Raw genomic sequence first — 20,080 nt, forward strand, 5'->3', positions numbered from 1 at the left:
TAATATAAATGTAATAATTGATAAAATTTATTGTTGGTTAAAATCAGGATTATTGATGAACTCAAAATCTGATAATGAGAGTAAAAAGGCCTTCAGGTCAGCCTTTTCTTGAGTGGTTAATTGTACGCCTCCTTCTGCTACTTTTTTCATTAAAGGATCAATGGTAGGAGAGTTTTTTAATCCTTCTGAGTAATGATTAATAACTTCATCTAATGTTTCAAAACGACCATCGTGCATGTAAGGAGCTGTGAATGCTAAATTTCGAATAGAAGGAGATCTAAATTTACCATTATCATTTGGGTCTCCTGTAACTGCACCCAAACCAAGATCAGAAAAGTTTTCATCTAATCCGTTATTATGAAAAAGATTATCTGTCCATAACGGGTTGTTGTTACTTCCATGGCAATGAAAACAATCACCTTTGTTTTCATCCATAAAAATATTAAACCCGTTTAATTCTTGGTCTGTTAAACTAGTCTCATCCAATAGATATTTGTCAAATTTAGAATTTCCCGAAATTAATGTTCTCTCAAACTGAGCAATTGCTTTAACTACAAGTAGAGAGTCTATTTGATATGTTCCGAAAGCTTTTTTAAATAAATCTGGATATTCAGAATGATTTTGTAGCTTGTTAGTTACATCAACCCATTCACTGTGCATTTCTATAGGATTTGTGACAGGTTCGAAAGCTTGGTTTTCGATACCAAATTCTTTACCATCCCAAGCAAATCTATCAGAAAAGTTCCAAGCTAAATTAAACAATGGCATTGAATTTCTTGTTCCTGGAATTCCGTCTACACCAATGCTAAATTGAAGGTTATTTGTGAAAGCTTTTTGTGGATTGTGACATGTTGCACAAGATTGTGTATTGTTTTTGGATAATATAGTATCAAAAAACAGTTTTTTACCTAATTCAACTCCCTCTTCTGTTAACGGGTTATCAGAAGGTATAACAGGATCAATTAATTTTTGTTGAAAAAGATTAGGAATGTTTAATGTTTTTGGAATAGGTGTATATTCTTCTGTTGGATTCTCGCCCTTATTACAAGACACCAATATAGTTACTAAAAAAATATACACCCAATTTTTCATTACTGTAAACTAAAAGCTGTTTTGCCGTTATCACTCATCATTAATTGTGCAGCATAGTTAGGCATTAACATTTGATTTAATTGGTTTAAATCCCACTCATTTGGGTTTTTAAACCATTCTGCAATATTCATATCGAGTGTTATATTCACTTCGTTATCTACTACTTCAACTTCACCTAGTGTTACTGTAAAAGAGGTGTCTCTTAAAAAAATGTTATCAGGATCTGAATTATCTGCAGCTCTAATTGCATGGTAGTTAAACCCAACAGGCATGTCGTTAGTGTCTAAAAATTTACCATCAAATTGCATGTAGTGATAGCCTCCGCCTAACATCATAGGTACATTAAAATCTGCACTATTCAAGTCTAAATAAACACCATCTTGATTATCTTCATTATTAAATCCAAAAACAAAAGAAAGGTTGTAAGTTCCGTTAGGTAAAATGGTGTCTTTTGATAAACTTAAGCTTTGTTGTTGAGACATATCAACAAATACATAATCTTCTATTTTAAAACTTGGACCAGAGGTTTTGGTTAAATAAATGTTAGAAAGTACATAGCGCAATCGCTCAATACTTAATTGTTCACCATGAGCGTTTGTATATTTTAAATCATTAAAATCTGCATTTGTTACTAAGGTACCATCCCAACTGTGTGTAAAATTGATATTCACAGTACTAGTTGTTGGTACAGTTTCTTCGTCAGAAGAACAGGCTGTTAATACAATTAATGCAATAACCAATAGTGAAAATTTTTTCATATTTATTTTTTAATTTTTGCGATTAGAATATCAGAGAATCCTTTGTTTTCCGGTATATCATCAGAAGAACTTGTGCTTTCTCCAACGGCTATAAAATTACCATTTTGAAGTTGAACTGCATCATAAAAAAAATCAATTTCGGATCCACCAACAAAAACTTCCCAAAGAATCTTGTTATCAGTAGAAGCAGAAAATAACCAAGCATCATTTTGTCCTTTATTTACAAAATTTCCATTGTTGCTTCTTGAACTACCTGCTACTAAATAATCAAGATTGTTGGTTTTTAAAGATCTGGCAGCGTCAAAATTAGTTCCACCAAATGTTTTTTCTGATAATAAGTTTCCGTTGGTGTCAATTTTAATTAACCAAATATCTGCTCCACCATTATTTACAGAAACATCAGTATCTGTACTTCTAGTATCGCCAACAATCAAATAATTATTGTCATTCGTTTTTATAATATCTCTTGCTTCATCTATTTCAGAGCCGCCAAAGTTTTTTTCCCAGATTAAGTTCCCGTCAGCATCAATTTTAACAACCCAAAAATCGTAAGTTCCTTTGTTGTTGGAGATATCAACATCGTTACTGTCTGATGTTCCTGCCAGAATGTATTCTCCATTTTCATTTTGAATTACACTGTGTGGAGTATCTGTAAAATTACCTCCAAAATATCGAGACCATTCAAGTTCTCCGTTATTGTTGAGTTTTATTGCCCAAAAATCTCCACCAGCATGTCTTTGTTGGTTTTTTGCATTGGTGTTTCCTTCTCCGTTTGAGGCAGTAACATCTAGCTCACCACAGATTAATAATCCGTTATCTATTGTTGTGGTTACTGATGTTCCGATGTCTCTACCATTATAACCAAATGTTTTTTCCCAAAGCAACTCACCATTAGCGTTTAGTTTTAAAACCCATATATCTCTGTCACCATTACTAGTAGTTACATTACCGTCAGAACTTTTGGTGTAGCCAAGAACAATGAAACCATTATCATTTGTTTCAATTATTTTATCAGCTCTATCATCATCAGAACCACCATAAATTTTACTCCACAGTAATTCATCGTTTTGATTGTATTTTAGAATTAAAAAATCTGCATCTGAGGAAGATTTTTCTGAAAGATCTCCATCATTACTCATGGTAAATCCAGCAATAGCATAGCCACCATCAAAAGTTTTAGTTGCACTATTAGCTACCTCATTACTGGATCCTCCGTAAGTTACTACGAAATCTAAGCTAGGTTCAGATTTTATAATGGTTTCTTTGGAAGAACAAGCAGTTAAGGTTATTAAGAAAACAAATAATAGTTTGCGCATAAAAATTAGGTTCCGCTTTTTCTAACAATAAATAAACCACGTTGTATATCATTTATTATGATATTTCCACTAGGAAAATAAGGATATACACTCCAAGCTCCATTAAAAGAAGCATTATTTGCTTGAGGATATGTATCAAAGAAGCCTATTTCTGTCATAGCATTAGACGAAGCTCCTATGTTTGTTATGTCTAAAACTCTCATGCCTGCAGTATAATTAGCAATGTAAAAGAAGTTTCCTTGTACGTATCCGTTATGATCAATAGCTGGGGTTGGTCCGGTATATGTTGACGATAAAACCGGATTGTCTAAATCTTGTAAATCAAAAATGATAGATCTAGTATTCATTCCAAATTGTTGTTCGTCTAATTCATCTCCTAATATAAAATACCTTTGATCTTCAGTAAACCAACCTTGATGTGCATAAGCAACCTGAGGGTAGTTTAGCGTAGACAATGTTATAGGGTTTGATTTGTTTGTAACGTCTAGTACTAAAATTTCATTTTCATTACTACCAATGTAAATCTCTTTACCTGTGTGATCTGTATCGGGTCCGTTGTAAGTAACTACTTGTGCGTCATGAGAGTACCCATCGGCAGTATGTTGACCTAAAGAAACTGGATTTGTAGGGTTGCTAATGTCAATAAAAATCGGTCCTCCACCGTTAGTATTTCTACATCCAACTAAATAAGCAATTCCTACCTGTTCATTAATAACAATGTTGTGACAACTTCCAACACCATTATAAACAGTATCAGCATTAAAGGTTTGTGGTGCATTGGTTACATTTCGTAAGCGAGTTAAGTCAAAAACTTGCATTCCGTGTCCACCAGCACTATCTGCAACAACAAAGGCAAAATTATTATAAATTTTTACATCTCTCCATGCACTAGATGAAGTGCTAGTTGGTAAAAAACCTAATACTACTGGTTGTAAAGGATCTGTAATATCTACAAAAGAAACACCATTAGTAGTTGCGGCAATAGCGTATTCTTTATTGGTAGTTGAATCAACCCATCCCCAAACATCACTTCCATCAGGTGAAGAACCATTTGAATTTGTAGTATTGTTTGTTAAATCTGAAATTGAAACGTTTGCCATAAAATCATATCCATTACAAGGAAATGTACCAGCAAAGCCATTTTCACAAGGAGTTCTGGTAGGCTCTGCTTCTTCACAAACATCACCTATTCCATCATTGTCAGTGTCCTGTTGATCAGGGTTAGCAGTCAGTGGGCAATTATCTTCTGTGTCTAAAACTCCATCATTATCATCATCATCATCGCAAACATTACCTATTCCATCATTGTCAGTGTCCAATTGATCTGGATTAGAAACTGATGGACAATTATCGTCTTCGTTAGAGAAACCATCATTATCATTATCAATAACGTTATCACAAATATCTCCAACTCCATCATTATCAACGTCCTCTTGATCAGGATTAGCAGTCAGTGGACAATTATCTTCTGTGTCTAAAATTCCATCATTATCATCGTCGTCATCACAAGCATCCCCAATTCCATCATTATCATTATCTTCTTGTTCAGGATTTGAAATTTCTGGACAATTATCAATACTATTTTCTATTTCATCTCGATCTGTATCATTAATACTAACGTTTGGTTTATTACATGCTTGTAATAATAGTATCAAAAAAGAAGCAGTAAGCAATATTTTTTTCATAGTAGGAGTAATTAGGTTTTGAAAATCAAATTTATAACTTTATATAATTACTTAAACAAATAATATATTAAAATATTATATAAGATTTATCTTTGCAGTATGTTAGAAGATAAAAATCAAGAAAGAACGTCGTTAGCTGAACTAGGAGAGTTTGGGTTAATAAACCATTTAACAAAGCATTTTAAAATTCATCATAGTAGCACTGTAAAAGGTATTGGTGATGATTGTGCTGTGTTAAAAAATACAGAAGAAGAAATTGTAGTTACTACAGATTTGTTGATTGAAGGAGTTCATTTTGATTTAAGTTACATGCCGTTAAAACATTTGGGATATAAGGCCGTAATGGTTAATCTTTCCGATGTATATGCAATGAATGCAGAAGCACAGCAAATAACTGTATCTATTGCAGTGTCTAATAGGTTTCCTTTAGAAGCAATTGAAGAGTTGTATGCAGGTATTCAATTAGCATGTAACACCTATAAGATAGATTTAATTGGTGGAGATACGACTTCTTCAACTAAAGGAATGTTATTGTCAGTAACAGCTATTGGTTCAGCAAAAAAAGAAGATATTGTATATAGAAATGGCGCAAAACCAACAGATTTAATTGTAGTTTCAGGAGATTTAGGTGGAGCTTATCTTGGGTTACAGGTTTTAGAAAGAGAAAAACAGGTTTTTAATGTAAACCCTCAAAACCAGCCCGATTTAGACGCTTATACGTACATTATTGAACGTCAATTAAAACCTGAGGCTAGAAAAGATATACCAGCGTTATTAAAAGAATTAGGTGTTAAACCTACTTCAATGATTGATATTTCTGATGGATTATCATCTGAGCTGTTTCATATATGTACACAAAGTAAAGTAGGATGTAAGGTTTATGAGGAAAAATTTCCATTAGATCCTCAGGTTATTTCTACATGTGAAGAGTTTAATCTAGACTCTACAATGGTTGCTTTGAGTGGAGGAGAAGATTACGAGCTTTTATTTACGGTTAGTATCAATGATTTTGATAAAATTAAAGGAAATCCTAATTTAACAGTTATTGGTCATGTTACAGAAGAGGCAGCTGGTTTGCATTTAGTAACTCGTGCAAATCAAGAACTTGAACTGAAAGCACAAGGCTGGAACTCTTTTTCGGATCAAGAATAAGGTTATAAAAACATAAGGTTTTGTAATAATATGGCTTGAAATTTGTATATTGGTAAACCGAAAAATAAGTTATTAATCAAAAAAAAATAAAAAAGAAATGGGATTATTTTCATTTATTAAAAATGCCGGAGCAAAAGTTTTTGGTATTGGAAAAACTACAGAAGAGGAAGCTGCAGAAAAATCAGCAAAACTAATTGAAGCGGTTAACGGTTTAGAGTTAAAAGTGGAAAATTTAGCTGTAAACGTAGAAGAAGACAAAGCTACTATTACTGGTGAAGCTGCTGATTTAGCTACCAAAGAAAAAGTAGTTTTAGTAGTTGGTAATACTGAAGGTATTGCTACTGTAGAAGATAACATGACTGTAGCAGAGGTTGAAGAAGTAAGTGAAGCAGAAATGGCTCAGTTTCATACTGTAGTTAGTGGAGATACTTTAGGTAAAATTGCCAAAGAGTTTTATGGTGATGCCATGAAGTATCCTGTAATTTTTGAAGCAAACAAGCCAATGTTAACTCATCCAGATAAAATTTACCCTGGTCAGGTTTTAAGAATACCACCTTTAGTGGACTAATCAAAAGTTAATCAACCAAAGGAAAAGCATCGTTTTAAACGATGCTTTTTTTGTTTTAAAAATTATCTCTTTTTAATATGTTAACGCTTGTAAATAAGTATTTTTGTAACTTATTTTTTTATTAATGAATCATAGAATACTTGCATTAATAACAACCTCTATTGCCACAATTATTTACGGAGTCACTTTTACGGTTGCTAAAGAGGTTATGCCACAATATATAAAGCCATTTGGTTTTATATTATTAAGAGTGTTAGGTGCTGCTATTGTTTTTTGGCTACTAGGTCTTTTTGTAAAAGCAAAAAGTGTTGAGAAAGCAGATTTTAAACAAATTGCCTTAGCTGCCTTTTTTGGTGTAGGATTAAATATGTTAACCTTTTTTAAAGGTTTAAGTTACACGTCACCAATTAACGGTGCGGTAATTATGGTTACATCACCAATTTTAGTACTAATTTTTTCGAGTATTATTATTAAAGAAAAACTAACAAAGAAAAAAGTTTTAGGAGTTTTAATTGGGCTAATTGGAGCTTTAATTTTAATATTATATGGTAGTGCAACCGCTAGTAATTCTAAGAATGTAATGCTTGGAAACTTTTTAGTATTTATTAATGCAGCTTCATATGCAATGTACCTAGTAACTGTAAAAAAACTGATAGCTAAATACCATCCTATAGTATTTGTTAAATGGTTATACTTATTTGGGTTTTTGTTTGTGCTTCCTTTTGGCTTTCGTGAATTAAGTCAGGTAAGTTGGCATGCAATGCCTGTAAATGTTTATTATAAAGCGGGTTTTGTAGTCTTATTTACTACCTGTATAACGTATTTATTTAATCTTTTTGCACTGTCTAAATTAAAACCAACAACTGTAAGTGTATTTATCTATTTACAGCCTGTGGTTGCAACAATTTATGCACTATTAGTAGGTAGTGATTCTCTTACAATTACTAAAGTAGCAGCTACCTCGTTAATATTTTTAGGTGTGTATTTGGTAACTAAACAAGTTCCGGCAAGTACCGGTAAATAATGTATCTTTGTCAATTCAACAAAATCACAACATGATTCAATCAATGACTGGGTACGGTAAATCCGTACTTCAATTACCTACCAAAAAGGTAACGGTAGAAATAAAATCGTTAAACAGTAAAAATCTTGATCTTAATACAAGAATGCCTTCGTATTATAAAGAGAAAGAATTAGTAGTTAGAAAAAAAATAGCATCTTCTTTAGAAAGAGGTAAAGTAGATTTTTCTATCTATGTTGAAATGACTGCTGATGAAACTACAACTACTGTTAATAAAGGAGTAGTTTCAGATTATATTAACCAGTTAAGAAATGTGGTAGAAACAGGCACCTCAGATGATGTTGAGTTGTTAAAAATGGCAGTAAGAATGCCTGATGCATTAAAAACTGAACGCGAAGAATTGGATGAAAATGAATGGAAAGAGATTGACAATCATATTAATATTGCGTTAAAAGAAATTAATCAATATAGAACTGACGAAGCAAAATCTTTAGAAGAAGATTTTCAACAACGAATTAAAAATATACAGGCTTTATTAGTTGAGGTAGAGAAGATTGATAAAGACAGAGTTGAAAACGTAAAATTACGACTTCAAAAAGCCTTAGAGGATTTACAACAAGAGGTAGATCAAAATAGATTTGAACAAGAATTAATATATTATCTGGAAAAGTTAGATATTAATGAAGAGAAAGTACGTTTAGCCAATCATTTAACATATTTCTTATCCGAGCTAGCAAGTGATAAATCTAATGGTAAAAAATTAGGGTTTATTGTTCAAGAAATTGGTAGAGAAATAAATACTACTGGTTCAAAAGCTAATTTTGCTCCTATGCAAAAAATAGTTATCCAAATGAAAGATGAGTTGGAAAAAATTAAAGAACAAATTTTAAACGTATTGTAATGGCTGAAAATTTTAAAGGAAAATTATTTGTTTTTTCTGCACCATCTGGTTCTGGTAAAACTACAATTGTTCGTCATTTATTAAAACAAGATCGTTTTAATTTAGCATTTTCGATATCTGCAACATCAAGAGCTCCAAGAGGAGAAGAAGTTAACGGAGAGGATTATTATTTTATTTCTGCTCAAGAATTTATCAATAAAATAAAAAATGATGAGTTTTTAGAATGGGAAGAAGTATATAGAGACAATTTTTATGGAACGTTAAAAACAGAAGTAGAACGTTTATGGGCTCAAGGTAAGCATGTTATTTTTGATATTGATGTAGCTGGCGGTTTACGTATAAAGAAAAAGTTTCCTAATGAAACCTTAGCTGTTTTTGTTAAGCCACCAAGTGTAGACGAGTTAAAAATTCGTTTAAAAAAGCGTAAAACAGAAAGTGAAGATAAAATTAATATGCGTATCGCAAAAGCATCCGTAGAGCTTGCAACTGCGCCTCAGTTTGATAAAATTATTAAAAACTACGATTTAGAGGTTGCTTTAGCCGAAGCTGAAACATTAGTAGATAATTTTTTAAATACACCATATCAAAATAACGAGGAGGAATAAATGAAAAATATAGGTTTGTATTTTGGTACTTTTAACCCTATTCATGTTGGTCATTTAATAATAGCCAACCATATGGTAGAATACTCTGATTTAGATGAAATTTGGATGGTTGTAACTCCACACAATCCGTTTAAAAAGAAATCATCGCTATTAGACAATCACCATCGATTAGAAATGGTTTATAAAGCCACACAAGCTTATGAAAAAATAATTCCTTCGGATATAGAGTTTAACTTACCACAACCTAATTATACTATAAATACATTGGTGCATTTATCAGAAAAATTTCCAAAGCATCAATTTAATTTAATAATGGGAGAAGACAATCTAAAAAGCTTACATAAATGGAAAAACTATGAAGCTATTTTAGAAGATTATCAGGTATATGTTTATCCAAGAATTTCGGAAGGAAATACAATAACAGCGCTCATAAATCATCCTAAAATTCAAAAAGTGGATGCGCCTATTATACAAGTGTCTTCTACAATGATCAGAAATGCTGTAAAAGAAGGGAAAAATGTAGGCCCGTTATTAGCAAATGAAGTTTGGCAATACATAGACGAAATGAATTTTTATAAAAAATAGATACCCATTTTTTTCGTTGTATATTTACCTAAAACCAATTTTTTGTGGCAAAAACTAATAAAAAAAGCAAGTTTAAACAAAAACTAACCGATAAATACCGATTGGTAATTTTAAATGAAGATACTTTTCAAGAGCGTTTTTCTGTAAAATTATCCCGTTTAAATGCTTTTGTTTTTGGGGGTGTTTTTTCAATTGTTTTAATAGGATTAACCACCGTGCTAATAGCTTTTACTTCATTAAGAGAATATATTCCTGGCTATTCATCAACAGATTTAAAGAGAAAAGCAAGAACTTTAACGTATGAAACCGACTCTTTAAAAACAGAATTAGCTTTATTAGAAAATTATATAAACGCTTTAAAACCTGTTTTAACAGGTGAAATTGAAGCAGAAAATATAGACTCTATCCAAGCAGCTACAAGAAATGTTCAAATAGATGAAGAAAAACTGAATCCAACAAAACAAGATTCAATTTTTAGAGAGCAATTAGAAGAAGGTGATTTGTTTTTATTTACAGATGGAGTTGCAGATAAGGCAAGTATTGTGTTTTTTGCACCCGTTACAGGTAATTTAACACAAACCTTTGATGCCGCTGAAAAACACTTTGCAGTAGATGTAGTTGCTAAAACAGATACTCCGGTAAAAGCAGTAGCCGATGGTACTGTAATTTTTGCAGAATGGACTGCAGAAACAGGCTATGTAATTATGGTGCAACACTCGTCGGAATTTATTTCAGTATACAAGCACAATGGTAATTTGTTAAAAGAACAAGGTGATTTTGTAAAATCTGGAGAAGTAATTGCAAGCGTTGGTTCTACAGGTGAATTAACTACTGGTCCGCACTTACACTTTGAGCTTTGGAATAATGGATACCCTGTAAATCCATCAAATTATATCAACTTTGAGTAATGGTAGCTTTTACCACTAATTAATATTTTATTTATGAGCATTAAGTCGTTAATGGCCATTCCGTTTGCCAAGTTTATTACTAAAAAAGTATATAAATGGGCAAATAATCCACATAAAACTCAAGAACAAGTTTTTCAATATTTGGTATCAGAAGGATGTCAAACTGCCTTTGGAAAAGATCACGATTTTATTTCAATTAATTCTTATGAAGATTTTAAAAAGCGTGTACCTATTAATGATTATGAAGGATTAAAGCCTTACGTAGATAGAATTGTTGCTGGTGAAGAAAATGTCTTATGGAAAGGTAAACCAATTTACTTTGCTAAAACATCTGGAACAACCTCTGGAGCAAAATACATTCCAATAACGAAAGAATCTATGCCAACACATATCAAAGCAGCTCGAAATGCTTTGTTATTTTACATAGCAGAAACAAAAGATGCTAGTTTTGTAAATGGTAAAATGATTTTTTTACAAGGAAGTCCAGTTTTAGAGCAAAAAAACGGAATTAAATTAGGTAGGTTAAGCGGAATTGTTGCACACTATGTGCCTAATTACTTGTTAAAAAACAGATTACCAAGTTGGGAAACTAATTGTATTGAAGATTGGGATACGAAAGTCGATAAAATAGTTGAAGAAACTTTACCTGAAAACATGACGGTAATTAGTGGAATACCTTCTTGGGTGCAAATGTATTTTGAGAAACTTATTGAAAAAACTGGTAAAAGTATCTCTGAGTTATTCCCAAATTTTAATTTTTTTATTTATGGTGGTGTAAACTTTGAACCTTATAAAAATAAATTTGAAGCATTAATAGGTAAAAAGATAGAATATATAGAGTTATATCCTGCCTCAGAAGGTTTTATAGCGTATCAAGATTCTCAGAAAGAAAAAGGAATGTTACTTCAGCTTGACTCTGGAATGTTTTATGAGTTTATTCCAGCAGATGAATTCTTTAATGATAACCCAACAAGAATATCATTAAAAGATGTTCAGTTAGAAGTTAACTATGTTATTATATTAAACACAACTGCCGGTTTATGGGGATATAATATTGGAGATACCATTGAGTTTACATCCTTAAAACCATACAGAATAAAAGTTACAGGTAGAATTAAGCATTTTATTTCTGCTTTTGGTGAACACGTAATAGGTAAAGAGGTAGAAAAAGCTTTAAATGACGCTATTTTAGGTACAAATGTAAACGTAAGTGAATTTACAGTAGCGCCACAAGTAAATCCTGAAAGTGGTTTGCCATATCATGAGTGGTTTATAGAATTTGAAACAGCACCAAGTAATATAGAGGAGTTAGCTTCAAAGATTGATAGCTCTATGCAAACTCAAAACATTTACTATCAAGATTTAATTGAAGGTAAAGTTTTAAAACCATTGGTTATTAGAAAAGTTAAAAAAGGAGGTTTTCATGAATATATGAAGTCCATTGGTAAATTTGGTGGGCAAAATAAAATTCCTCAATTATCAGATAATAGAAAAATTGCTGACGTGTTAGTTAATTTTTTAGAAGATTAAATTTTACAATCAGAATAATTTCATATAAATACTTTACTGTATCTTTATTGATATGAAAATTTTAGCTACCAATATTGGTGAAAAACAAGACATAGATTGGAAAGGGAAAACAGTAACAACTGCCATCTTTAAACATCCAACAAATTCACCTGTTTTTATAGATGATGAACAGGTAAAAGAAGATACTATTTGTGATTGGAAACATCATGGAGGTATTGATCAAGCAGTATATGCTTATTCATATAAACACTATGACTTTTGGAAGAAAAAATATCCTGATTTAAAATGGGATTATGGAATGTTTGGAGAAAATTTAACAATTGATGATTTAGATGAAACCCAAACTAATGTTGGTGATACTTATAAAGTTGGAGAAGTTATTTTAGAGGTTACTAAACCTAGACAACCATGCATGAAATTAGGTGTACGCTTTAATAATATGAAAATTGTTAAAGAGTTTTGGCAAGAAAATTATAGCGGAGTTTACTTTAAGGTGCTTCAAAAAGGATTTGTGAAAACAGGTGATGAATTAAAGCTTCTAAAAAAAGCTCCAAATACTAAAACAATTGCTGAGGTATATGCAGCAAAAAGATCTTCAAAATAAATAGAAAAGACGAGCTTTAACTCGTCTTTTCTATTTATTGTTTCTCTAGTTCTAATACCTTTTGTATCATGTTATCATCAATTTGATTGAGACGATACAAACCTTCGTCACTAAATAACTCTCTAGCAATAGAGGTTTTTAAATATTTTTTTAACGTTATTTTACTTTGAGATGAAGGCGCATAATCTTTAAACTTCTCAAAAAATGCATTGGAAACTTTACCATCTATATCAAACTCTTTAATAAAGCTGTTAATATTGTATTTAGACAGCTTTTTACGATTGTCATCTACATATTTAAAAGCAAAATCATTTAATGGTCTAAAGTACACAGCTGGTAAATATTCAGTAGTATCAATAGGAACAAAAACATCAGGAATTATTCCACCACCGCCATATACTATTTTACCTTTCGGAGTAGTGTATTGCAAACTGTCTATAGTTTTAATACTGTCTCTAGTAAAAAGTTCACCGCTTTTATATCTATTATTTAAATCTTGTTCATAGCTAGAAGAGCTAATTCCGTTTAAATTTTCACTAAATTCAAAGTTACCATCTTCTTCAACATCATATTTATATGGTTTTTGAATAGATCTTCCGGTTGGTGTATAATAACGTGCAGTAGTTAATCTTACCGCAGAGCCATCTCCTAATTGCATTTCTTCTTGAACAAGACCTTTACCAAAAGATCTTCTTCCTACAATAGTACCTTTATCATTGTCTTGTAAAGCACCTGCAACAATTTCAGAGGCAGAAGCAGAGTTTTCATCTATTAAAACATAAAGGTTTCCGTTTTCAAAGTCTCCTTCATCGGTGGCAAAAGACTCTTTTATGTAGCCTTTATTGTTTTTGGTAAATACAATAAGTTTTCCGTCTTCTAAAAATTCATCAACAATACTATTAGCAATATCTATATAACCACCACCGTTACCTCTTAAATCTAAAACTAAGTCTGTCATACCAACGTCCAATAAGTCATTTAAAGATTGTTTAAACTCATTGTACGTGTTTCTAGCAAATCTATCTACTTTTATATAGCCTATACTATCATTAATCATATAAGCAACATCTACACTTTTAATATTTACTTTACCTCTGGTTACAATTACATTAAATAAACTATCATTAGCTTTTCTGTAAACCTTTAGGTTTATTTGAGTGTTTGGTTTTCCTTTTAAGCGTTTAATTATATCACTGTTTTTAATATCTGGACCATATAAAGTGTCTTTATCTGCCATTAAAATTCGATCTCCAGATTTTATACCAACTTTAATACTTGGTCCTCCTTTGATGGGCTGTATAACTGTAATAGAATCATTAATAACTCTAAATTGTACGCCTATTCCAACAAAGTTACCGCGCATATTTTCTGTAACAGCTTGTAAGTTTTCTCGTGGTATGTAAACGGAATGAGGATCTAATTTGTCTAAAATTTTTGCTATTGCGTCGTCTAAAAGTTCATCAGTATTCACATCATCAACATAATCTTGTTGAATAAAATTGATGAGCCTTTTAATTTTCTGCTCTTTGGGTGAGGTTTGAATCATTGCCATGTTTGTATTGGTGTTAAACAAAGTGCCTAACACAATACCAAAAACTACAGCTAATGATAAGTATATGGGAAAGTTAATTTTTTTCATCTAAAGGTAAATAAATAAGTTCTACACCAGCTTTCTCTAAAAACGCTAACCCAGAAGTGTCTTTATACTCATTGGCATATACAACTTTTTTAATACCTGCTTGATGAATTAACTTGCTACATTGTTGACATGGAGATAAAGTTATGTATAAAGTTGCACCTTTACAGGATTGTGTAGAGTTTGCTACTTTTAAAATGGCGTTAGCTTCTGCATGAAGCACATACCATTTTGTATAACCTTCTTCGTCTTCACAAGGGTTTTCAAAGCCCGTAGGTGTTCCGTTGTATCCATCAGAAATAATCATTCGATCTTTAACAATTAACGCACCTACTTTTTTACGATTACAGTGTGACAATTCTGCCCACTCAAAAGCCATTTTTAAATATGCCTTAGCGTATTTTAATTCTTTCTGAGTCAAATTTTTATGTTTATGTAGCTAAAATAGTGAGAATTTAGGTGTTTTCCAGTTAATTATTTACCAAAAAACACGATCTATCATCATTTGTAGTGCAAAACCAATTACTATAGAAGAGGCAACCAAGATCCAATCACGTCTATTTACACCAAAAATAGATTGTACCAATCCGCCAATTAAAAGTATTGCTAAAACAATTATAATTTGTGCAGCTTCAACACCTAATGCAAATTCTAATAACGGAACTAACTTGTCGTTACTTTTACCAATCATCATTTTAAAGTAGTTGGAAAAACCTAACCCGTGAATTAATCCAAAGAACAAGGCAAAGAATAAATTTTGGTTTTCTTTACCTACAGATGCTTTTTTAGCGGTTAATACATTCATTAAACCAGTGATAAAAATGGTAAGAGGAATTAAAAATTCAACTAAGTTTACGTTAACATTCAAAATTCCGAAGGCAGATAAGGCAAGGGTTATAGAATGACCAATAGTAAATAAAGTAATTAACCATAATACCTTTTTCCATTGTTTAAATTGATAAACAACAGCCAATACTATTAAAAATAAAATATGGTCATAGGCTTTGATATCTAATACATGAAATAAGCCCATTTTAAAATACAGTAAAAACTCGTTCATAAGGGGAAATTAAATTTTAATTTGTCGATCTATTTGTTGGTCTAAAGATATAAATGTTTCAGTTCTTGAAACACCTTTTATTGTTTGAATATCTTTATTAAGTAAATGCATTAAATCCTCATTGTTTTTACACATAATTTTAATAAAAATAGCATAATTACCCGTAGTATAATGGCTTTCTACTACTTCGGGAATTTCTTTCAAACGTTTTATGGCAGAAGAGTATAAGCTAGAGGCATCTAAAAAAACACCTACAAAGGCAGTAGTAGTATAACCTAAAGCTTTTGGGTTTAGTACCATTTTATAACCATCTATTAAATCAGAATCATCTAACTTTTTTAATCGTTGATGAATAGCAGCGCCAGATATACCTACTTCACGTGCAATACTTAAAATGGGAGTTCGGGCATCTTTTACTAATCGTTTAATAATGATTTTATCTATTCCGTCAATTTTTAGCTTCTTTGTCATAATTCTAAACGCATGAAGTATAAAAGTAAAAAAAATCCACTCAAAAGAGTGGATTTAATACAGTAATTCTTTCTTGTTTTTAGCAATACTCGTCGTATGCTTGTGATAAGTTTTCTGCAATCATTTCTGCAGATCTTCCCTCAATGTGATGACGTTCTAACATGTGAACAAGCTTACCATCTTTAAATAAGGCAATTGCAGGAGATGATGGAGGGAAAGGAATCATGTACTCACGAGCTTTCGCAGTTGATTCTTTTTCAACACCAGCAAAAACTGTGGTTAAGTTGTCTGGCTTTTTAGCGCCTTCTAAAGAAGCAATTGCTCCTGGTCTAGCAGTACCTGCTGCACAACCACAAACAGAGTTTACCATTACTAATGTTGTTCCTTCTTTGGCTAATGCGCTGTCTACATCATCCGCAGTATATAATGCGTCAAAACCTGCGTTAATTAATTGATCGCGCATTGGTTTTACTAATTCTTCTGGATACATAATTTATAACTTTTATATGCCACAAAGATACTTATAATAACTGTATATTTGAAATTGATAAAAATGGTAATATGAGCAAATTTGCAAAATGGCTAGGTGCTGGTGTAGGATTTACGTTAGGAGGACCAATTGGTGCAATTTTAGGATATGCTTTGGGTAGCTTTGTTGATGGTTTTAGTATTAACGATTTTACAGCAGAACAACAGCAGTATCAGCAACAAACACAAAGAACAAACCATAGAGTTCATGCAACGGCTGGAGATTTTGAAATTAGCTTATTAATTTTATCATCGGTAGTTATTAAAGCAGATGGACGTATAGATCAGCGTGAGTTAGATTATGTTCGTATGCATTTTGTTAATATGTATGGAAAAAAACGTGCCAACAAAGCTTTCAACTTATTTAATGGTATTATAAAAAAGAAAATATCTACCAGAGAAGTATGTATGCAAATAAGGCAACACATGAGTCATGCATCCAGGTTACAACTTATTCATTTTTTATTTGGTATTGCCAAAGCAGATGGTGTGGTTTCTACTTCTGAAGAACAACAAATACATACTATTGCTAATTATTTATATGTAAATGATTATGACTACAGTTCTATCAAAGCTATGTTTTATGATGAAAGTGATAGCGCATACAAAATTTTAGAGATAGAAAAAACAGCCAGTAATGATGAGTTAAAAAAGGCATATAGAAAAATGGCTAAAAAATATCATCCCGATAAACTGCAAGGAGTAGGACAAGAACATATAGCAGGAGCAAAAGAAAAATTTCAAAAAATTCAGCTCGCTTATGAGAAAATTAAAAAAGAAAGAGGGTTGTCTTAAACAACCCTCTTTTTTGTTAAAAAGCCTTAATAATTTGTTAAAAAGTAGTTTAAATTAACTTTTTAATGCAGTTCGTCGATACAAAACGTTCATTCACAGAATGTTCTTTCTACTTTCATCTAATAACCAAATTCCCACCTTCAATAGTTGAGTAATTTCATACTTGGAAAACACTGTACATGATTTTAAGGTTAAGTTACTGTTTTTTTATCGTGTAAATTTAAAAAAAACATGGTTGTTACATTTTTATTAATTATATTAGAAGTGTGAAAACTAAATACTTAACCCCAAAACATGGATAACAAAAAAACAAGTGGGGAAATTATGAATGGCGTTTTTTTTAGGCGCTAGTTCAATCAAAAAACACTTTCCCTTTACATATAAGAATCAATCATATTGTTTGCTTTAATTAAAAAAGCGAACGCAACATTAATACAGTTATGGTACAAAAATATGTTCACCTAAAAATTGTTTGTATAAGCCTGTTGACTCTCCTATTTGTGAATTTAAGTGTAGCAAATACAACAGAAAATTTAGTTGAGTTAAGCAAAGAAATAGTTTTGCCTAATAAAAAATTAGTAAAATCTAATAATAAAGGTAAATCTGTTAATACAGCTTCACACATACATAAAGACAATTACATTGTTAAGGATAATTTAGTTTCAAATAACTTTAATTCTTATTCTTATAGCCTTTTTGCAGCACCTGTAGTTGATTTAAATACGGGTTTAGGAGGTATTAATTCTGTATCTATAGGAGAGCCCGTAGCAAATACTGAATACACAATTAATAATGCTTCTGTTACTTCTGATACCGGTTTTATCAAATCTGCACAAATAGTAGTATCAGGAGTAGTAGATCCTACTGAGTTTACTCAAATTAATAACGCTGATGGAAATACTAATGGAGGAGCTCCAGTAATTTATACTTTTGGAAGCGCTGGTACAGATCAAACTTTTTTCTTTTTGTATGGAACAACAATCGTGAGGATAGCTCAAACTGGATTAACTACCTTTGATATTGTTGCTGTAGATGGTGTAGCAACCAATACACCAGTATTAATGCCAACTTCTGTAATGGAGTTAATTCTTAATGATTTTGGATTTGGTACTAACACAATACCTTTTGCTAAAGGATATACATTTTACGCGGTAACTGTTACAGATGAGGCAGACCTTGTATCTACAACAGCTTTTGATATTATAGGTTCTCGATTAAATTCAGAAACGCCTTATGCTGTTGATGATAGTTTTTCAGTATTTGCAAATAATACAGGAACAATTGCCGGAGACATTACTACTAATGATAATGAATTAGACCCAAATTATCCACATCAAATTTTAGATATAAATTTATATACTTCTGCCATAGGTACAAGTTATTCTACTTTATACGGGAGTATAACAATGCAAGCAAATGGTACTTTTACGTATGATGTAGATGAAACTAATCTTACTGTAAGAGGTTTGAGAGCAGGAGAGTCGATTCAAGATATTTTTTCGTACACACTTACAGATGGAATTGCTGTCCAGGATACCGGTATTTTATCAATAAACATTCAGGGAGTAGATGAACCACCAGTTGCGCAAGATAACTTAGATGCGGTAACAGTAAATGTACAAAATACAGCTACTGGTAACATTATTACAGATAATGGTCCTGGTGGAATTGATGCTGTTGATAGAGGTTTATCTCAATTAATTTGGGAGAATGTTTTTGCAAATGGTGCACAACCAGCAGCACAACCACAACCAATTACTATTAATGGAATTGATTTAACATTTACAAATGATACAGATCCTGATATGGGGCCCACAGGCTTTAACCAAACTGTTCAATCTACTTTAGTAAATGGAGGGCATACAGGGTATTTCTTATTCAATATAGATCCTACAGCACAACCAGCTCCAACATCATCAACAGATCTAGTAATCACGTTTAGTGAACCAGTCTTTAACTTAGGTTTTTTGTTAGTTGATACAGATTATTCTCAAAATAATGTGTGGCAAGATCAATTTACTGTTATAGGTACATTAGGAGGTAATGCGTCTACGTTTAATTATATTACAACACAAGCTGTTGTAGACACAGGAAATCCAACTTTTTATGGAACAGGTTCTGCACCAGAGTCAGAAGCTACCGGTAATATAAATGTTTTCTTTACACAGCCAATTGATCAATTACGAATACAGTACAATTATGGACCAGATGTTACTGTGCCAGATCCAGGTGGACAAATTGGTGGAGTTTCAGATATATATTGGCAAGATCAATCATCAGTTGCTATTACAGAATTAGGTACTAATGCAACAAATGCAAATGCTGCAAATGTGGGAGTTGTTTACACTGGTACTTACGGTTCAATAACAGTAAATGCAGATGGTACTTATACTTACAACGTAGATACTTCAAATACAGATGTAAGTAATTTATTAATAGGTGATACATTAACTGATGTTTTTTACTACACCTTAACTGATGGCTCAGGTACTGATAGTGCTAATTTAATCATAACAATTAACGGAACAGCTTGTTCTGTTTCTGCCCCTTCTTCTACAGAAAATCTATGTATCAATACAGCATTAAATCCAATTACACATACTACAGCAGGCGCTACAGGTATAAGTAATGACGGAGTTTCTGGAGCTAATGGTTTACCAGCAGGAGTTAGCGCAACATGGGCATCTAATACCATAACAATAAGTGGTACTCCAACAGTTGATGGTGTATTTAATTATAGTATTCCATTAACTGGTGGATGTACTTCAGGAGGAAATGCAACTGGAACTATAACAGTAAATGCTGTACCAACAGCAGGCTTAAGTAGTAGTGATGCAGACAATACGATCTGTGCAGGGGATAATG

20 protein-coding genes are annotated in these 20,080 nt (G+C 31.9%); 11 read left to right on the plus strand and 9 right to left on the minus strand.

Annotated features, from left to right (window positions below; translation table 11 throughout):
- Nucleotides 1-27: 27 nt before the first annotated feature.
- The 4 genes from ACFQ1U_RS06020 to ACFQ1U_RS06035 are packed head-to-tail and all read right to left on the minus strand — an operon-like array spanning nt 28 to nt 4,851.
- Entirely contained in the window at nt 28-1,092 is a 1,065-nt protein-coding gene (locus ACFQ1U_RS06020; protein ID WP_386106350.1) for a cytochrome-c peroxidase, read from the minus strand.
- Nucleotides 1,092-1,850, minus strand: a complete 759-nt coding sequence (locus ACFQ1U_RS06025) for an MbnP family protein (protein ID WP_386106352.1) — start codon at nt 1,848-1,850, stop codon at nt 1,092-1,094. The genes ACFQ1U_RS06020 and ACFQ1U_RS06025 overlap by 1 nt, the downstream gene beginning before the upstream one ends.
- A gap of 2 nt (nt 1,851-1,852) precedes the next feature.
- Nucleotides 1,853-3,166, minus strand: coding sequence for a hypothetical protein (locus ACFQ1U_RS06030; RefSeq protein WP_386106354.1), 1,314 nt, complete (start codon nt 3,164-3,166; stop codon nt 1,853-1,855).
- A 5-nt stretch (nt 3,167-3,171) separates the two neighbouring features.
- Nucleotides 3,172-4,851, minus strand: coding sequence for a choice-of-anchor B family protein (locus ACFQ1U_RS06035; protein ID WP_386106356.1), 1,680 nt, complete (start codon nt 4,849-4,851; stop codon nt 3,172-3,174).
- Between the two features lie 99 nt (nt 4,852-4,950).
- Between ACFQ1U_RS06035 and thiL the strand changes: the two genes are divergently transcribed.
- From thiL to ACFQ1U_RS06080, 9 genes are all read left to right on the plus strand, one after another.
- Nucleotides 4,951-6,003 carry a thiamine-phosphate kinase gene (gene thiL, locus ACFQ1U_RS06040; RefSeq protein WP_386106358.1) on the plus strand — a complete coding sequence of 351 codons (1,053 nt, stop codon included), beginning with the start codon at nt 4,951-4,953 and terminating at the stop codon, nt 6,001-6,003.
- Nucleotides 6,004-6,100: 97 nt separating this feature from the next.
- Nucleotides 6,101-6,571, plus strand: coding sequence for a peptidoglycan-binding protein LysM (gene lysM, locus ACFQ1U_RS06045; protein ID WP_386106360.1), 471 nt, complete (start codon nt 6,101-6,103; stop codon nt 6,569-6,571).
- Nucleotides 6,572-6,695: 124 nt separating this feature from the next.
- On the plus strand, nt 6,696-7,595 hold the full coding sequence (locus tag ACFQ1U_RS06050; RefSeq protein WP_386106362.1) for a DMT family transporter: 900 nt from the start codon (nt 6,696-6,698) through the stop codon (nt 7,593-7,595).
- 31 nt (nt 7,596-7,626) lie between these two features.
- Complete coding sequence (locus ACFQ1U_RS06055) at nt 7,627-8,493, plus strand: YicC/YloC family endoribonuclease (protein ID WP_386106364.1); 867 nt, start codon at nt 7,627-7,629, stop codon at nt 8,491-8,493.
- Nucleotides 8,493-9,098: a guanylate kinase gene (gmk, locus tag ACFQ1U_RS06060; protein ID WP_386106366.1), complete on the plus strand. Its 606-nt coding sequence runs from the start codon at nt 8,493-8,495 to the stop codon at nt 9,096-9,098. The genes ACFQ1U_RS06055 and gmk overlap by 1 nt, the downstream gene beginning before the upstream one ends.
- Entirely contained in the window at nt 9,099-9,683 is a 585-nt protein-coding gene (gene nadD / locus ACFQ1U_RS06065) for a nicotinate (nicotinamide) nucleotide adenylyltransferase (protein ID WP_386106368.1), read from the plus strand.
- A gap of 44 nt (nt 9,684-9,727) precedes the next feature.
- A complete protein-coding gene (locus ACFQ1U_RS06070) occupies nt 9,728-10,591 on the plus strand; it encodes a M23 family metallopeptidase (RefSeq protein WP_386106370.1) in 864 nt (287 codons plus the stop codon).
- 33 nt (nt 10,592-10,624) lie between these two features.
- Nucleotides 10,625-12,121, plus strand: a complete 1,497-nt coding sequence (locus ACFQ1U_RS06075) for a GH3 auxin-responsive promoter family protein (RefSeq protein ID WP_386106372.1) — start codon at nt 10,625-10,627, stop codon at nt 12,119-12,121.
- A gap of 52 nt (nt 12,122-12,173) precedes the next feature.
- A complete protein-coding gene (locus ACFQ1U_RS06080) occupies nt 12,174-12,725 on the plus strand; it encodes an MOSC domain-containing protein (protein WP_386106374.1) in 552 nt (183 codons plus the stop codon).
- 34 nt (nt 12,726-12,759) lie between these two features.
- Here the strand turns inward: ACFQ1U_RS06080 and ACFQ1U_RS06085 are convergent, their stop codons facing one another.
- From ACFQ1U_RS06085 to ACFQ1U_RS06105, 5 genes are all read right to left on the minus strand, one after another.
- Nucleotides 12,760-14,364, minus strand: a complete 1,605-nt coding sequence (locus ACFQ1U_RS06085) for a S41 family peptidase (RefSeq protein WP_386106376.1) — start codon at nt 14,362-14,364, stop codon at nt 12,760-12,762.
- Complete coding sequence (locus tag ACFQ1U_RS06090) at nt 14,351-14,782, minus strand: deoxycytidylate deaminase (protein ID WP_386106378.1); 432 nt, start codon at nt 14,780-14,782, stop codon at nt 14,351-14,353. Before ACFQ1U_RS06090 ends, ACFQ1U_RS06085 begins: the two co-directional genes overlap by 14 nt.
- Nucleotides 14,783-14,839: 57 nt before the next feature.
- Nucleotides 14,840-15,421 (minus strand): HupE/UreJ family protein, encoded by a 582-nt coding sequence (locus ACFQ1U_RS06095; RefSeq protein WP_386106380.1) that lies wholly within the window; start codon nt 15,419-15,421, stop codon nt 14,840-14,842.
- Between the two features lie 9 nt (nt 15,422-15,430).
- Entirely contained in the window at nt 15,431-15,892 is a 462-nt protein-coding gene (locus tag ACFQ1U_RS06100; protein WP_386106382.1) for an Lrp/AsnC ligand binding domain-containing protein, read from the minus strand.
- Nucleotides 15,893-15,971: 79 nt separating this feature from the next.
- Entirely contained in the window at nt 15,972-16,382 is a 411-nt protein-coding gene (locus ACFQ1U_RS06105) for a BrxA/BrxB family bacilliredoxin (protein ID WP_386106384.1), read from the minus strand.
- A 71-nt stretch (nt 16,383-16,453) separates the two neighbouring features.
- On the opposite strand from ACFQ1U_RS06105, the gene ACFQ1U_RS06110 reads away from it, so the two are divergent.
- Nucleotides 16,454-17,215, plus strand: a complete 762-nt coding sequence (locus ACFQ1U_RS06110) for a TerB family tellurite resistance protein (protein ID WP_386106386.1) — start codon at nt 16,454-16,456, stop codon at nt 17,213-17,215.
- A gap of 500 nt (nt 17,216-17,715) precedes the next feature.
- On the plus strand, nt 17,716-20,080 hold a 2,365-nt coding region (locus tag ACFQ1U_RS06115), incomplete at its 3' end, for a VCBS domain-containing protein (protein ID WP_386106388.1).

Source organism: Tenacibaculum geojense (assembly GCF_042676005.1).
GTDB lineage: Bacteria > Bacteroidota > Bacteroidia > Flavobacteriales > Flavobacteriaceae > Polaribacter > Polaribacter geojense.

Bases quoted from the DNA above. Each gene is read 5' to 3' on its own strand.
- ACFQ1U_RS06020 (WP_386106350.1), bottom strand. From the start codon at position 1,092: ATGAAAAATTGGGTGTATATTTTTTTAGTAACTATATTGGTGTCTTGT.
- ACFQ1U_RS06025 (WP_386106352.1), bottom strand. From the start codon at position 1,850: ATGAAAAAATTTTCACTATTGGTTATTGCATTAATTGTATTAACAGCC.
- ACFQ1U_RS06030 (WP_386106354.1), bottom strand. From the start codon at position 3,166: ATGCGCAAACTATTATTTGTTTTCTTAATAACCTTAACTGCTTGTTCT.
- ACFQ1U_RS06035 (WP_386106356.1), bottom strand. From the start codon at position 4,851: ATGAAAAAAATATTGCTTACTGCTTCTTTTTTGATACTATTATTACAA.
- thiL (WP_386106358.1), top strand. From the start codon at position 4,951: ATGTTAGAAGATAAAAATCAAGAAAGAACGTCGTTAGCTGAACTAGGA.
- lysM (WP_386106360.1), top strand. From the start codon at position 6,101: ATGGGATTATTTTCATTTATTAAAAATGCCGGAGCAAAAGTTTTTGGT.
- ACFQ1U_RS06050 (WP_386106362.1), top strand. From the start codon at position 6,696: ATGAATCATAGAATACTTGCATTAATAACAACCTCTATTGCCACAATT.
- ACFQ1U_RS06055 (WP_386106364.1), top strand. From the start codon at position 7,627: ATGATTCAATCAATGACTGGGTACGGTAAATCCGTACTTCAATTACCT.
- gmk (WP_386106366.1), top strand. From the start codon at position 8,493: ATGGCTGAAAATTTTAAAGGAAAATTATTTGTTTTTTCTGCACCATCT.
- nadD (WP_386106368.1), top strand. From the start codon at position 9,099: ATGAAAAATATAGGTTTGTATTTTGGTACTTTTAACCCTATTCATGTT.
- ACFQ1U_RS06075 (WP_386106372.1), top strand. From the start codon at position 10,625: ATGAGCATTAAGTCGTTAATGGCCATTCCGTTTGCCAAGTTTATTACT.
- ACFQ1U_RS06080 (WP_386106374.1), top strand. From the start codon at position 12,174: ATGAAAATTTTAGCTACCAATATTGGTGAAAAACAAGACATAGATTGG.
- ACFQ1U_RS06085 (WP_386106376.1), bottom strand. From the start codon at position 14,364: ATGAAAAAAATTAACTTTCCCATATACTTATCATTAGCTGTAGTTTTT.
- ACFQ1U_RS06095 (WP_386106380.1), bottom strand. From the start codon at position 15,421: ATGAACGAGTTTTTACTGTATTTTAAAATGGGCTTATTTCATGTATTA.
- ACFQ1U_RS06100 (WP_386106382.1), bottom strand. From the start codon at position 15,892: ATGACAAAGAAGCTAAAAATTGACGGAATAGATAAAATCATTATTAAA.
- ACFQ1U_RS06105 (WP_386106384.1), bottom strand. From the start codon at position 16,382: ATGTATCCAGAAGAATTAGTAAAACCAATGCGCGATCAATTAATTAAC.
- ACFQ1U_RS06110 (WP_386106386.1), top strand. From the start codon at position 16,454: ATGAGCAAATTTGCAAAATGGCTAGGTGCTGGTGTAGGATTTACGTTA.